The sequence below is a fragment of the Nostoc sp. UHCC 0251 genome (assembly GCF_034932245.1).
Lineage (GTDB): Bacteria > Cyanobacteriota > Cyanobacteriia > Cyanobacteriales > Nostocaceae > Nostoc.
Window position 1 is genome coordinate 1 of record NZ_JAYGHD010000105.1, and the last position, 13814, is coordinate 13814.

Here is a 13814-nt window from a genome sequence, read left to right on the forward strand (position 1 = left end):
GCACCGATTTGTCCTGAGTTTGTGATTGAATTGCGTTCTGAAACTGATAACTTGCAAATTTTGCAAGATAAGATGCAAGAGTATATTGATAATGGCACGCAACTTGGTTGGTTAATTGATAGAAAACAACGCCGAGTTTTTATTTATCGTTCTAATATTGCAGTTGAACAATTAGATAATCCTAAGACACTTTATGGTGAAGCGTTGTTACCTGGGTTTGTTTTAGATTTAAGTCAGGTTTGGTAGGGAGTAAGCTAGTTTTATAGTACCGAAATCAAAATTATAGGAATCTATGGCGGCGAAAGACATATTCCATGATGCAGTAAAACGCGCTTTGGAAAAAGAGGGCTGGCTCATCACTAATGACCCGCTTTTTCTGCGTTTTGGTGGTTTGGATATGTACATCGACCTTGGTGCAGAGAAAATTTTAGCAGCTGAACGAAATCAAGAAAAAATTGCGGTTGAAGTTAAAAGCTTTGTTGCTCCATCTACTACAACTGAATTTAGTACTGCTTTAGGACAGTATCTCACATATCAATTAGCACTTGAAGAAGAACAACCTGAGAGACTTCTATATTTAGCAGTTCCCTTAGACACGTATCGCTCTTTTTTTACTTTAGAACTGCCAGCTTTATTAATCCAACGTTACCAAGTTCGGCTGATTGTTTTCGATCCAGAAGAGGAGGCGATCGTAAAATGGCAAAAGTAGAACAGTACCGTCAACTTATTCAAGAACTTTTGCTAGCTTACAGCGAAATCAAAGCCAGCAATGAAGAAGTCGAAGCAGAAGTTATTTTTGATAGAGAACGCGTTGGGCTTTGCCCCGCCGTAGGCATCGCTACCAAGTTGTTCATGCGGGGTGGTCAAATAAGCGCCGTGTATATGGCTGTGTTTTGCATTTAGATATTAAAAACGAAAAAATTTGGATTCAACACGATGGTACAGAAGGAGGTATTGCCAATGAACTTATTAGTCGAGGTATACCCAAAAAAGACATCGTTTTGGCTTTTCATTCCCCCTTTAAAAGACAATTTACCGAGTTCGCTGTTGGTTAAGATGGCTGAAGGTTAAAAGGAACCCAATCACTCAGATAAATCGCGGTACGACGCCGAATAGCCCGTCTTAGACATTACCAAGTGCAGCGTGGATAAAACGCGATCGCTGGGAAGCGATACCAGCATAACTGCGAAAAAAGTTTGCACCGATTTGTCCTGAGTTTGTAATTGAATTGCGTTCCCAGAGCGATCGCTTATAAGTTTTGCAAGATAAGATGCAAGAGTATATTGATAATGGCACGCAACTGTGTTGGTTAATTGATAGAAAACAACGCCAAGTGTTTATTTATCGTCCTAATATTGCGGTTGAGGTATTAGACACTCAACAAAGGAAGATGCTATAGATGTAAGGTATAAGAGTGAGTATAATGTATTACTAACCGAACAGTGCATAGTAAAAGCAAAAATTTTTGTTATGGATAATAATTACCCTTTTGATGAAGAACAAATTTGGTTTAATGATTATGCTGACGAAGAGGATGATTTTCAAATTGATGAATATGATTTAACCTCTACACCAAATGATTTTAATGTAATAACGATTTACAATTTTATGGAATCTGGTGCTGTTAAAATACCAGGGTTTCAAAGAAATTATGTTTGGGATATAAACAGAGCATCTAAGCTGATTGAATCAATAATTTTAGGTTTACCAATCCCACAAATTTTTCTATATGAAGAAGCAAGAAATAAGTTCTTAATTATTGACGGACAGCAACGATTAATGTCTATATACTATTTCATTAAAGGTAGATTTCCTCTTAAGGAGAAACGTGTTGAACTAAGAAGAATATTTGAAAAAGATGGTTCTATTCCTGATAAAATCTTGAGCAACGAAAATTATTTTAGTAAGTTTGATCTAAGTCTTACACAAAAGCTTCCCGAACAGCCTAATAAATTTAAAGGACTTAATTACCACACTTTAGGTGACTACAAAACACAGTTTGAGCTTAGGCCTATTCGGAACGTAATAGTTAAACAAAATTTCCCTAAAGATGATAGTTCTTCAATATATGAAATATTTAATCGTTTAAATTCGGGTGGTGTTAATTTGTATCCGCAAGAGATTAGAGCCAGCTTATATCATTCTCCTTTTTACGAAATGCTTAATCGTCTAAATATGGAAGAAGGATGGCGAAAATTATTACAAATGAATGAGCCAGATATTCACATGAAAGACGTTGAGCTTTTACTTCGAGGTTTTGCCATGCTGATTGATGGAGAAGACTATGCTCCTTCACTACCAAAATTTTTAAATAATTTTTCAAGAAGGAGTAGAAAAAACACTCAAGAGCAAAATGATTATCTTGAGAACTTGTTTAAATCATTTCTAAGGCAGTTTGAATCTTTGCTTGAAGATCCATTTATTGGAAAACGTAACAAACGCTTTCATATAGCACTTTTTGAAGCTGTATTTGCCAGTGTATGTAAACCAATATTTTTACAGCATGAGTTTTTAGATTCTCCTGTAGACATTAGTAAAATTAAGCAAATAGAAATCGATGGACAGTTTATAAAGGCTTCCTCAGAAGGCACAACAAAAAAGACAAATGTTGAAATTCGTTTAAAACGGGCTAAAGATATTTTAGGTATTCAAGGGTAGAAAAGTGCTAGAAGAAACAGGTGTTGATAGGCTCTATAAAGAGTTTAAAACTTTAATAGAATATATTGAACAAGGAAATGAAATATCACTCCGAAATACAGTAGATGAAAATTTTAGAAAAGCTTTACTTTTATCCGCAGCAAGTTATTTTGAACACCGTATAACTAATGACATTCTCGAATACATGGGTGAAATATCTAACAAAAACGAGCTTTTAGTTTCCTTTGTCAGTAATAAGGCTATAAGTAGACAATATCATACGTATTTCAATTGGAAAGATACAAATGCAAATAGTTTTTTTGGTTTATTTGGTGATATATTTTCAAATTTTATCAAACAAGAAGTTAGAAATAGCGAACAGATGAGTTCATCTATTAAGGCATTTCTTGAAATAGGACGCGAAAGAAATAGATTAGTTCATCAAGATTTTGGTACATTCTCTCTAGAAAAAACATCTGATGAAATCTATCTACTTTACAAAGATGCTCTAGTATTTGTGAATGCTTTACCTGATAAGCTTCGCCAATGCGTACAAAAAAATGAAGCCGAAAAAATCGGGACTGAGAAATAAACTCAATCCCGATAAAAAAGCGGGCTAACCGCTATTTATATGGTTAACCCGTGCAGCTTTGGGAACGCGCAGAGAAATTGTTATTGCAATACCAACTTCACATTGGCGTTTTGCAGACCGCGCTGTTTTACTTCAGCCAAAGTTTTGTTAACGGCATACTTTTGGTTGATGGAGTTGATCAACTCGGTTTGGTTGTGCTTCTTAGCAACGCCCCACAGGTCAGCGATTAGGTCAAAAGAACCATCGCTATTGCGAGACCAGCCGAGGTCATATTCGCCTTCCAATACGGCAACGATGTCAGAACGAACGCGCTGACCATTGTAACCACGGACATCAGCTTCAGTCTTTACGCTGATACCGAGGTCGCGCAAGGAAGCCTTGAGGATTTCGGCATCGGTGATTTTGGTACGCAGGGTGCTAAAGTGAGACATTTGGGTTTCCTCCAATGAGAAGATTGAGAAAAACGACAACGGTTTGTTTTGGGCGAAGCCGCGTTAGCAGGATGCGGCTTTTTTTTAAACTGCTAGCATTCAGAGCTAGCCTTTCCCCCTGGGATGGCAGAGGAAAGCTTTTAAAACTCCATTCGCTGATATTCAGCTACGGAGGATGCTGCGGGGCGTGCGCGCTGTCTGGCCCAATCTCTCAGAGCCGTTACTTGTTCTTGCATCGTTCGAGACAGCGGCAATGTTGCCTTCAGTGCAGCAATAATATCTAGTTGGGTGAACTCCCGATCTTGGGCAAAAGCTTCATACATTGCCGCAACGATCGCTTGCTCAACTTCTGCCCCAGAAAAGCCATCAGACATTTTGGCTAGTTGCTCAAGATCGAATCTAGAGATGTCTTCACGGCGTTTGGTCAGATGAATATTAAAAATGTCTTGCCGTTCTTCCGGTGTTGGCAGATCGACAAAGAAAATTTCATCAAAGCGTCCTTTCCTCAAGAACTCCCCAGGTAAGCGTTCTACTCTGTTGGCAGTTGCCATCACGAACACTGGTGATTTCTTATCTTGCATCCATGTGAGGAAGGAGCCGAAGATTCTACTTGAAGTCCCCCCATCAGAATCAGAGGAACCTCCACTACCAGCAAAGGATTTATCCAATTCGTCGATAAACAAAATCGCTGGGGAAATAGATTCTGCTGTTTTCAGGGCGTTTCGCAGATTTGCCTCACTTCGTCCCACCATTGAGCCGTCATAGACTCGCCCCATATCCAACCGCAGTAGTGGTAAACCCCACAACCGGGAAGTAGTTTTGGCAATTAATGACTTACCACAACCAGGAACACCAAGAATTAACATCCCCTTCGGTTGAGGCAAACCATACTCTCTTGCTCTTTCTGTGAAAGCGTTAGAGCGTTGCTTGAGCCATCTTTTTAACTCTTCTAAGCCACCTACAGCATCAATGGTTTCATCTTCTTCAATGTATTCTAAGATTCCATTGCGCCGAATTAGTTGCTTTTTCTCAGATAAAACGATATCTACTTCATCTTCCGTCAAACGCCCTGTAGTTACCTGCGCCTTTCGGTAGACTTTCTCAGCTTCATCTTTAGTTAGACCTAAAGCTGCTCTGAGAAGCTTTTCTCTAGCTTCTGTTGTCAACCGTCGACCACGATTTTGGTCTACGTGCTGAGTCAGTACTTTATTTAACTCTACCATATCTGGTAGTGTAAAATCGATAACAACAACTTCTTTTTCTAACTCTATAGGCACTTGTTGCATTGGAGACATCAAAATGATGTTCTTTTGCGTACCTTTAAAGCTAGCGATCGCATCACGTAACGATCTGTTTGTTGCAGGCGCATCAATAAAGGGGTGTAAATCTTTAAGAATAAATATACTGGGTTCTTTCTGGCGGATTATCCACTCTATCGCCGCCTCTGGAGACACGGTGTTGTGTTGGGTGACATTCCGGGGTTGACCATACTCCACAATGCCGTGTGTTACTGTCCAAACAAATACTCGGCGCTGGGGCTTTAACGACTGGGCGATCGTGGAAACTGCTTGCTCGGCCCGCTCTTCCTCGGAGGTCACAAGGTAGATTAAAGGGTATTGAGCTTGAATTAGGATATTGAGCTCTTCTTTCATACATCGACCTACTTGAGACCTAATAGAGACAGTAGAGACATTGCTTCTGGTAAAGACAACCGAATTATGAATTATTCATTCATGATTTCTATTTATCTAGCAAGGAACTAATTCTTCCTCACCCTTGGGATGGGTTTCATTTTCATCCATTTCATCAATGGAAAGATGCTCTTGACCAACTACTCCTGGTTGATTGCCTAAAGTAACTAGTTCCCCATCACGTAAGACTAATGAGCTATCACAAGTTGGGCATGAATAAACTCTATGAGTCCGCCCATAAGAAGAATCTTCTAGCTCGTCAACCAATTCTGAATTTGATAGATAAAAAACGAGGGCACGTTCTGCAAGTTCTGACATTGGTTCTGAATCGACTGCTGATCGAATCTTCAATTTTCTGTGCAACTCTGGCGATAAATACAAAGTGACCTTTTGCTTAGTTTGCGTTTGCATATAACTCTTTAACGGTCTTACCCGGGTATGTATATCAAGTTATCGGTTCTTCTATTAGTTGTCAAGACAGTAAAACGTTTTGACGCTAATTTTGTTACATTTGTTCACATCTGAGATTGAAATGCTGTTTATTGAGTGATAAATAGCTGACTACAAACCTCTCAGAACTAATTAGGGACTAGGCACTCAAAACCTGAAACCTCAATGGGAATTAGCGATCGCTAATTTAATGATTGCCTGAGTTGGCTGATTTTTTAACTATTTGGAACGTAAGCGGATTAAAGTTGAACACCTTTCCGGTTGCAAACAACTGATATCCACAAGAGATGCCAGCAAATGACACCAGTATAGAAAAAAGAGACACAGAGCCAATTACAACACCACTGGCAAGGAATAGAGCAATTCCTATGCCAATCAATACCCATCCCAATACTTCTCGGTTAAGGGGAAAAGGGGAAAGGGAAAAAGGGAAAGAAAAAACCTTTAACCCTTACCCTTTACCCTTTACCCCAAACCCGATTCCGAGTTAAAAATGCTTAACCGAAAAGTATTGACACCCATCCCAGTTTCCGATTATCGCGCCCACTCCAATTTAGAGCTACTACACCTCCGATACACAGCAAAATTCCAGGTGTGCTGCGTAAGTAGACGCTCACATAAATACTTGTACTTAAAAATGTAATGCCTGCGAGGATTAGTCCTAAGCCAATGAGCTTGCTGGCAAGGATTACTTGTTCCTCTTCTTTGCCGATGGTAGGCGCTGTAATTTTTGTAGGCGCGGAGTTTGGCGGAGGATTTGTTGTGGCAGATGCAGAGTGCTGCTGCACCCTAAACATAAAAGTTATTTTTTCTCCCTGCCCAAGGGAAATTCTATCTCCTGGATGTAGTGGAAAAAAAACTTGAGGTTGAAGTTTCGTACCGTTAATGTATGTGCCATTAGAACTGCCCAAATCGGTAATATGGTATTCATCCCCATTTATCCAAATTTGCGCGTGGATGCGAGATGCCACATCCGAATCTGGTAAGCCAGAGATATCAATATCTGGTGGTTTTTGGTCGTTTGGCTTACCGATGCAAATTACAGAAAGATTTGCTGGAAATTGTAAAGATGCATTGGTTTGGAAGTGAAAAAGCTCCAAAGTTAGCTCGGCTGTCTGAGATGCACTGTGCATAAATTGTCTAATAAAGCACTCTTTATAAGTTTCTCTACTGAGAATTCAAAAGAGAATGGTAAATATCCTGAATATTATCGAATTTTTAATTAGCCCTCTTGTGGTGCAGTTTCTTCAGCAGTTTACGGATTCGAGAATAGCTAGTAAATTGGCGAAGGTATTGATCTGAATTTCTGGTACTTCAATACAATCAGTAACTTTGGCAAAATGTGTAATGTAAATGGCTACTGCTAATAAAACCTGTAGTTTGGGGCAAAGAATTTATCGGTTTGCCCCCAGCGTTAGCGGAGTTATTGCGCTGTTAGTAATCCTGTGGGGTTGTACTGCAAATGATTTTAACACCGGAGCGATCGCCTGGAAAACTTACAATAACTCTCGTTACGGCTTTGAATTTCCCTACCCGAGTAACTGGATTTCTTTAGCAGCCCCAGAAAATGATGATGGAATTGCGTTTATTTCACCACAGGATAACTCCGTGGAAATTCGGGGGTGGGCAAGTCAGCAGCTATCAAATTCGATTGTTACAGAACAAGAGTCCGCAAAAAAGATAAAATCCAACTTTCAAACCGCCCAAGGAGTATCTGGAGTAATGGTTGTAGAAGTTGATCAACAAGTAGGCTCGATGACACTGACACTAACTCAGAATCAAGTTAAATACTATTGGCAAGGACGAAGCAAGAGCCAGGAATTTCAAGATTACTACCGTTTTTTTTATTACATTGCCCAGCAGTATCGAATTCCGAAATCCTAAGTTAAAAGTTAGGAAAATTTCCCCCATTTTCCCCAGTTCCCTGCTCCCCAAAAAACATCTCTCCCAGAATGATGATTGAGAGGGTACACAAACCTGATAGATTTAGCTATCAGCGAGTAAAAACTGGTGAAGATGAAAGTCCTGGTTATTGGTGGTGATGGATATTGCGGTTGGGCAACTGCTCTTTACCTTTCCAATCGAGGTTATGAAGTTGGAATTTTAGATAGTTTGGTGCGGCGGCATTGGGATAATGAACTTGGTGTCGAAACTCTCACTCCGATCGCACTAATTCAACAACGTCTCCAGCGCTGGCAAGATTTGACGGGTAAATCTATCGATTTGTTCATCGGCGATATTACTAATTACGAATTTCTCCATAAAACATTACAGCAATTTCAGCCAAATGCTCTGGTGCATTTTGGTGAACAGCGTTCGGCCCCATTTTCTATGATTGACCGAGAACATGCAGTTGTTACCCAGGTCAATAATGTAGTTGGTACGTTGAACTTGCTGTACGCTATGCGGGAAGATTTCCCCGACTGTCATTTGGTGAAGCTGGGGACGATGGGCGAATACGGTACACCCAACATCGACATCGAAGAAGGGTATATCACCATTGAACACAATGGACGCAAGGATACCCTACCTTATCCCAAGCAGCCCGGTTCGATGTACCATTTAAGCAAAGTTCATGATAGTCATAACATCCACTTTGCTTGCCGGATTTGGGGATTGCGGGCAACGGATTTAAATCAGGGTATAGTTTATGGCGTCTTAACCGAAGAAACGGGGATGGACGAACTATTGATTAATCGGCTTGATTACGATGGTGTGTTTGGTACTGCACTAAACCGCTTTTGCATTCAAGCAGCGATTGGACATCCGTTAACTGTCTACGGTAAAGGTGGACAAACTCGCGGATTTTTGGATATTCGGGATACAGTCAGATGTGTGGAATTAGCGATCGCTAACCCTGCCGAAGCTGGTGAATTCCGCGTATTTAACCAATTTACCGAACAATTTAGCGTCGGTGACTTGGCATTGATGGTGAAAAAAGCTGGTAACGCTATGGGATTGAATGTAGAAATCAATCACTTAGATAATCCCAGAGTCGAGAAAGAAGAACATTACTTCAACGCTAAAAACACTAAATTGCTCGATTTAGGTTTACAGCCTCACTTACTTTCTGATTCTTTACTCGATTCTCTGTTAAACTTTGCCATCAAGTATCAGACGCGAGTTGATCACAAACAAATCATGCCCAAAGTCTCTTGGCATAGAAATTAGGGTAAACCCCAGTAAATCGTGGGTTTAAACTGGTCGTCATGTCTTAGCACAATATGACGACCAATTAGTTATTATTTATCAGGCGTATCGTCCAGCTATTACTAAATTTGCCGTTTACGACAGTTATTTTGACTGTGCAGAATTGATTACAGCACGCAAGACAGTTTACTCTGTGTTTAATAGCAAAATGCACCCTGAAGCTGAGATTATCTGCCTGGACTGAATAGTTTTATATGAGAATTGCTTTATTTACCGAAACCTTTTTACCCAAGGTTGACGGCATTGTAACGCGTCTGCGCCATACTGTTGACCATTTACAGCGTAGTGGTAATCAAGTGCTGGTGATTGCCCCTGATGGAGGCATTACAGAACACAAAGGCGCTAAAGTTTACGGCGTTACTGGCTTTCCTCTGCCATTGTATCCAGAATTGAAAATGGCACTTCCCCGCCCAGCCATTGGGTACGCCTTAGAAGAGTTCAAGCCAGATGTTATTCATGTTGTGAACCCAGCAGTTTTAGGTTTGTCTGGGATATTTTATAGCAAAATCCTCAAAATACCGTTAGTAGCGTCTTATCACACCCATTTACCCCAATATCTCCAGCATTACGGCTTGGGGATGCTGGAGGGTTTTCTTTGGGAACTGCTCAAAGGCGCTCATAATCAAGCTGCTTTAAATCTGTGTACCTCAACAGCAATGGTGGAGGAACTGACAGCACATGGTATTGAACGTGTAGATTTATGGCAGCGTGGGGTGGATACGGAATTATTTCACCCGGATTTAGCTAGTGTAGAGATGCGATCGCGCCTATCAAAAAATCATCCAGAAAGTCCATTGCTACTTTACGTGGGGCGGCTTTCTGCTGAAAAAGAAATTGAGCGCATCAAACCAATTTTAGAAGCAATTCCCGAAGCGCGGTTAGCATTGGTTGGGGATGGCCCGCACCGTGAAGCCTTACAAAAACACTTTGCTGGCACAAACACTTATTTTGTTGGGTATCTTATGGGGCAAGAATTAGGTTCTGCCTTTGCGAGTGCTGATGCCTTTATCTTTCCTTCCCGTACAGAAACACTAGGTTTAGTATTACTAGAAGCGATGGCAGCTGGCTGTCCAGTAGTAGCAGCCCGTTCTGGGGGAATTCCCGATATTGTCACAGATGGGGTAAATGGATATCTATTTGAGCCAACAGCAGATGTTCAAGGAGCGATCGCTGCTACTATTCGCCTTTTAGAAGAAAAACAACAACGAGACATCATCCGTCAAAATGCTCGCCGGGAAGCAGAAAGTTGGGGTTGGCCATCTGCCACCAAGCAGCTACAAGATTATTATCAAAAGGTAATATTTTCTGAAAAGTTGGCAAAATCAGGGAGTAGGGAGTAGGGAGTGGGGAGATGGGGGAGAAGAATTAATAACCAATGCCCCATGCCCAAAATCTAAAATCTAAAATTCTCATGACTGAAACAGACTCATGATACAAGCCCATTTGTTTATGGGGATTATTAATTTTGAATTTTGAATTTTGAATATCGGAGCAAAGCGACGTGACACTTCCCAACCCCGGCAGCGTCTTGGCTACATTAACTGAACTGACTCAAGTTAATCGTACTCACGCTCTACTGCGTCGTGTAAAAGACTTATCTGTTAATGAATTTGTTTGCTTACTGGACTTCATAACTGCTGAGTTCCAGCAATTTCTTAGAGCCATTGAACTGATTAATAATGAAACTCTAGAAATTATGTTGGAGAAGGTGCTAGAAGCTATCACCCTCAAAATTGGTCAAATCCTGCAAGCAGAACACACAGCTATTTTTTTAGTTGACTATGATAAAGGTCAACTGTGGTCAAAAGTTCCTCAAGATAATACCCAAAAGTTCTTAGAAATTCGGACTCCCATTACAGCAGTTATTCCCGGTCATGTTGCTAGTACAGGTCAATATCTAAATATATCTGAAACTTATACTCATCCCTTATTTAGCCCAGAACTTGAAAAACAAATGGGCTACAAAATCCACAATATTTTATGTATGCCTGTTATCAGTAGCAAAAACCAGACTGTCGCAGTAGTGCAACTGGCTAATAAAACCGGGAATGTTCCGTTTAATCATGATGATGAAGAACGTTTTCGGGACTTTGCTGCTTCTATTGGTATTATTCTGGAAAGCTGCCAATCTTTTTATGTAGCCGCTCGTAATCAAAGAGGTGCAACGGCTTTGTTGCGGGCAACTCAGACACTGGGGCAAAGTTTGGATTTAGAAGCAACTTTGCAGATAGTCATGGAGCAAGCTCGAATTTTAATGCAAGCAGACCGCAGCACACTGTTCTTATATCGTAAAGAGATGAGCGAACTTTGGACAAAAGTTGCAGCGGCGGCAGATGGCACAAACTTGATAGAAATTCGTATTCCCGCTAACCGTGGTATTGCTGGCTATGTGGCCTCCACTGGTCAAGCCTTAAATATTTCTGATGCTTATAAAGATCCCCGTTTTGACCCGACTACAGATAGAAGAACCGGGTATGTAACTCGCAATATTCTGTGTTTGCCAGTATTTAATTCTGCAAATGAATTAATTGGTGTAACACAATTAATTAATAAGCAACAAAACAGTTTTACTGCTTCTGATGAAGAGTTTATGCGGGCTTTTAATATCCAGGCAGGAGTTGCTTTAGAAAATGCTCGCTTATTTGAAAACGTGCTGTTAGAAAAACAGTATCAAAAAGACATTTTACAAAGTTTATCAGATGCGGTCATTTCTACAGATATGACAGGACGTATTGTCACGATTAATGATGCGGCACTGGAGTTACTGGGTTGTCCAATAGGAGACGCTAATACTAAGAGCAACAAGCTTTCGTGGGAACAAAATTTGATTGGTCGTTTAGTTTGGGAAGTTGTGCCGATTGAAAATCTCCAAATGCGGCTAGAAGATAGTTTAAAAACTGGAGCTAAACATTATGTGCCAGAGCAAAGTTTGATAGTGGGAATTTCTCAAGTTAATAGTGAGGAACGATGCCCTGAGCAGTTCGACAAGCTCACTGTAACACCTGCCGTTGGCGTTCGCGTTAGCGTCTCTGAAAGAGAAGCCTCTCGTAGAGAAGGGTTAGGAGTTAAAAGTGAAACTCCAGAATCAAAATTTAGGACTCCAGATTCAATTTTAGCAGTACGCGATCGCACTAACCCCGATGTGTTCATTCCTTGGAATCTACCGCTCACTTCCCAAGCTGAGTTTCTTAGCGCTGATGAGGTGCAAACATTAGAACGCAGCACAAATCTGACTGTTAATCCCTTAACTAATCCTGAAGGCGATGTCCGGGGTGGTTTGGTGGTGTTGGAAGACATCAGCCAGGAAAAACGGATGAAAACTACTCTGTCTCGCTACCTAACGCCTCATGTAGCCGAACAAATCATGGCTCTGGGGGAAGATGCTTTAATGGTGGGTGAGCGCAAGGAAGTAACAATTTTGTTTTCTGATATCCGAGGCTACACAACACTTACGGAAAATCTCGGTGCAGCTGAAGTGGTATTGCTGCTCAATCAATATTTTGAAACGATGGTAGAGGCAGTTTTCAACTACGAAGGCACTCTTGATAAATTTATTGGTGATGCCTTAATGGCGGTATTTGGTGCGCCGCTACCACTTACAGAAAATCATGCTTGGAGGGCTGTGCAGTCAGCGTTAGATATGAGACACCGTTTAGAGGAATTTAATCAGCGGCGAATTATTGAAGCGCAGCCACAAATTAATATTGGCATTGGGATTAGTTCTGGAGAAGTGGTTTCGGGTAATATTGGTTCTCGCAAACGGATGGATTACACCGTAATTGGAGATGGCGTAAATTTGAGTTCGCGTTTGGAAGCAGTAACTAAGGATTATGGTTGTGATATAATTCTAAGCGAATTTACTTATCAACTTTGCAGCGATCGCATTTGGGTGCGCCAGTTAGATAGAATTCGAGTCAAAGGGAAACACCAAGCGGTAAATATCTACGAGTTAATTGGCGATCGCAGCATCCCTCTAGATGCCAACACTCAAGAATTTTTATTTCACTATCATACTGGACGCTCGGCTTATTTATCGCGCAACTTCTCACAAGCGATCGCCTGTTTTGAAGCCGCCAAATGCATCCAACCCCAAGATCAAGCTGTTGATATCCACCTAGAACGGGCGCGTAATTACCAACGAACGCCGCCCCCAGAGTCTTGGGATGGTGTCTGGACAATGCTTAGTAAGTAGTCATTAGTCATTAGTCATTTGCCCAATGCCCCATGCCCAATGCCCTATTCAACCTTCAACCTCCCCCTGGTCATTCTGAAATGGATCTTCGCCAATTTTTAGCTCTTTTTTTGAGCGTTTCAACTGTTTCCATAGATCCTTTATTTGTTCGTAAGCTTCACCTGGAGGCAGTTTTCCACCTGTTTCGAGGTTGCAAATGTAGCTTACTCGTTGGGCAAATTCTTGTAGATTGGCATTAAAAACCAAGTTTTCCGGCTTTACCTGACCATAGTAGCGCCCACGTGGATATAGAAAATCATCCTTGTTCACTATTTTGTTCTCCAATTATTCAACTCCCCTTGTATTTGAATCTCTAAAGCTGAATTATTTAGTTACCCTAATCTTTACTGTCATCAGACTGCGGGAACTCGAACCACAGAACTCCTTTTCCAATTAATTATGCGGGAATTGGTTGATTTAGATTTCTAGACTAAAAAAGAAAGCTTCAAATACTTTTACTGTAAAAGTTACAAAAAAAGTTTCTGCTAAAGTGACGAAAGCGAATATTTGACTTTCCTCCTAGAGAGCCAGTCCAGTAGAAGGCATTGACAAATTAAGCAGATTGTGAGCTA

At 40.8% G+C, this 13814-nt stretch carries 15 protein-coding genes and 2 pseudogenes; 12 read left to right on the forward strand and 5 right to left on the reverse strand.

Annotated features, from left to right (window positions below; genetic code table 11):
* The 7 genes and pseudogenes from VB740_RS13535 to VB740_RS13560 form a co-directional block, all read left to right on the forward strand.
* On the forward strand, positions 1-246 hold a 246-nt coding region (locus VB740_RS13535), incomplete at its 5' end, for a Uma2 family endonuclease (protein WP_323200512.1).
* A gap of 46 nt (positions 247-292) precedes the next feature.
* Positions 293-709, forward strand: a complete 417-nt coding sequence (locus VB740_RS13540) for a XisH family protein (protein WP_323200513.1) — start codon at positions 293-295, stop codon at positions 707-709.
* Positions 697-903, forward strand: a complete 207-nt coding sequence (locus VB740_RS36775) for an element excision factor XisI family protein (RefSeq protein ID WP_416289794.1) — start codon at positions 697-699, stop codon at positions 901-903. Before VB740_RS13540 ends, VB740_RS36775 begins: the two co-directional genes overlap by 13 nt.
* Positions 819-1055, forward strand: a complete 237-nt coding sequence (locus VB740_RS13545; protein ID WP_392532794.1) for a XisI protein — start codon at positions 819-821, stop codon at positions 1053-1055. The genes VB740_RS36775 and VB740_RS13545 overlap by 85 nt, the downstream gene beginning before the upstream one ends.
* A gap of 77 nt (positions 1056-1132) precedes the next feature.
* A pseudogene (locus VB740_RS13550) lies at positions 1133-1399 on the forward strand (Uma2 family endonuclease); the annotation flags it as partial.
* 71 nt (positions 1400-1470) lie between these two features.
* Positions 1471-2658, forward strand: a complete 1188-nt coding sequence (locus tag VB740_RS13555; protein WP_323200514.1) for a DUF262 domain-containing protein — start codon at positions 1471-1473, stop codon at positions 2656-2658.
* A 4-nt stretch (positions 2659-2662) separates the two neighbouring features.
* A complete protein-coding gene (locus tag VB740_RS13560; protein ID WP_323200515.1) occupies positions 2663-3229 on the forward strand; it encodes a HEPN domain-containing protein in 567 nt (188 codons plus the stop codon).
* 80 nt (positions 3230-3309) lie between these two features.
* Here the strand turns inward: VB740_RS13560 and VB740_RS13565 are convergent, their stop codons facing one another.
* From VB740_RS13565 to VB740_RS13580, 4 genes are all read right to left on the reverse strand, one after another.
* Positions 3310-3660 carry a DUF1257 domain-containing protein gene (locus VB740_RS13565; RefSeq protein ID WP_015136553.1) on the reverse strand — a complete coding sequence of 117 codons (351 nt, stop codon included), beginning with the start codon at positions 3658-3660 and terminating at the stop codon, positions 3310-3312.
* A gap of 140 nt (positions 3661-3800) precedes the next feature.
* A complete protein-coding gene (locus tag VB740_RS13570; RefSeq protein WP_323200516.1) occupies positions 3801-5312 on the reverse strand; it encodes an AAA family ATPase in 1512 nt (503 codons plus the stop codon).
* Between the two features lie 96 nt (positions 5313-5408).
* Positions 5409-5762, reverse strand: coding sequence for a hypothetical protein (locus VB740_RS13575; RefSeq protein WP_323200517.1), 354 nt, complete (start codon positions 5760-5762; stop codon positions 5409-5411).
* 536 nt (positions 5763-6298) lie between these two features.
* Positions 6299-6934 (reverse strand): FHA domain-containing protein, encoded by a 636-nt coding sequence (locus VB740_RS13580; protein WP_323200518.1) that lies wholly within the window; start codon positions 6932-6934, stop codon positions 6299-6301.
* A 220-nt stretch (positions 6935-7154) separates the two neighbouring features.
* Between VB740_RS13580 and VB740_RS13585 the strand changes: the two genes are divergently transcribed.
* From VB740_RS13585 to VB740_RS13600, 5 genes and pseudogenes are all read left to right on the forward strand, one after another.
* Positions 7155-7685: a hypothetical protein gene (locus tag VB740_RS13585; protein ID WP_323200519.1), complete on the forward strand. Its 531-nt coding sequence runs from the start codon at positions 7155-7157 to the stop codon at positions 7683-7685.
* A 132-nt stretch (positions 7686-7817) separates the two neighbouring features.
* Positions 7818-8972 carry an NAD-dependent epimerase/dehydratase family protein gene (locus VB740_RS13590; RefSeq protein WP_323200523.1) on the forward strand — a complete coding sequence of 385 codons (1155 nt, stop codon included), beginning with the start codon at positions 7818-7820 and terminating at the stop codon, positions 8970-8972.
* Positions 8973-9021: 49 nt separating this feature from the next.
* A pseudogene (locus VB740_RS36780) lies at positions 9022-9195 on the forward strand (hypothetical protein); the annotation flags it as partial.
* A gap of 10 nt (positions 9196-9205) precedes the next feature.
* Positions 9206-10351: a glycosyltransferase family 1 protein gene (locus VB740_RS13595; RefSeq protein ID WP_323200520.1), complete on the forward strand. Its 1146-nt coding sequence runs from the start codon at positions 9206-9208 to the stop codon at positions 10349-10351.
* A 161-nt stretch (positions 10352-10512) separates the two neighbouring features.
* Positions 10513-13203: a GAF domain-containing protein gene (locus tag VB740_RS13600; protein ID WP_323200521.1), complete on the forward strand. Its 2691-nt coding sequence runs from the start codon at positions 10513-10515 to the stop codon at positions 13201-13203.
* Between the two features lie 48 nt (positions 13204-13251).
* Here VB740_RS13600 and VB740_RS13605 read toward each other — a convergent pair whose 3' ends face one another.
* Entirely contained in the window at positions 13252-13527 is a 276-nt protein-coding gene (locus tag VB740_RS13605; protein WP_323200522.1) for a hypothetical protein, read from the reverse strand.
* Positions 13528-13814: the final 287 nt, after the last annotated feature.

What these genes read in the sequence shown, in the direction of transcription:
- VB740_RS13540 (WP_323200513.1), top strand. Translation starts at nt 293, where the DNA reads ATGGCGGCGAAAGACATATTCCATGATGCAGTAAAACGCGCTTTGGAA.
- VB740_RS36775 (WP_416289794.1), top strand. Translation starts at nt 697, where the DNA reads ATGGCAAAAGTAGAACAGTACCGTCAACTTATTCAAGAACTTTTGCTA.
- VB740_RS13555 (WP_323200514.1), top strand. Translation starts at nt 1,471, where the DNA reads ATGGATAATAATTACCCTTTTGATGAAGAACAAATTTGGTTTAATGAT.
- VB740_RS13565 (WP_015136553.1), bottom strand. Translation starts at nt 3,660, where the DNA reads ATGTCTCACTTTAGCACCCTGCGTACCAAAATCACCGATGCCGAAATC.
- VB740_RS13570 (WP_323200516.1), bottom strand. Translation starts at nt 5,312, where the DNA reads ATGAAAGAAGAGCTCAATATCCTAATTCAAGCTCAATACCCTTTAATC.
- VB740_RS13575 (WP_323200517.1), bottom strand. Translation starts at nt 5,762, where the DNA reads ATGCAAACGCAAACTAAGCAAAAGGTCACTTTGTATTTATCGCCAGAG.
- VB740_RS13580 (WP_323200518.1), bottom strand. Translation starts at nt 6,934, where the DNA reads ATGCACAGTGCATCTCAGACAGCCGAGCTAACTTTGGAGCTTTTTCAC.
- VB740_RS13585 (WP_323200519.1), top strand. Translation starts at nt 7,155, where the DNA reads ATGGCTACTGCTAATAAAACCTGTAGTTTGGGGCAAAGAATTTATCGG.
- VB740_RS13590 (WP_323200523.1), top strand. Translation starts at nt 7,818, where the DNA reads ATGAAAGTCCTGGTTATTGGTGGTGATGGATATTGCGGTTGGGCAACT.
- VB740_RS13595 (WP_323200520.1), top strand. Translation starts at nt 9,206, where the DNA reads ATGAGAATTGCTTTATTTACCGAAACCTTTTTACCCAAGGTTGACGGC.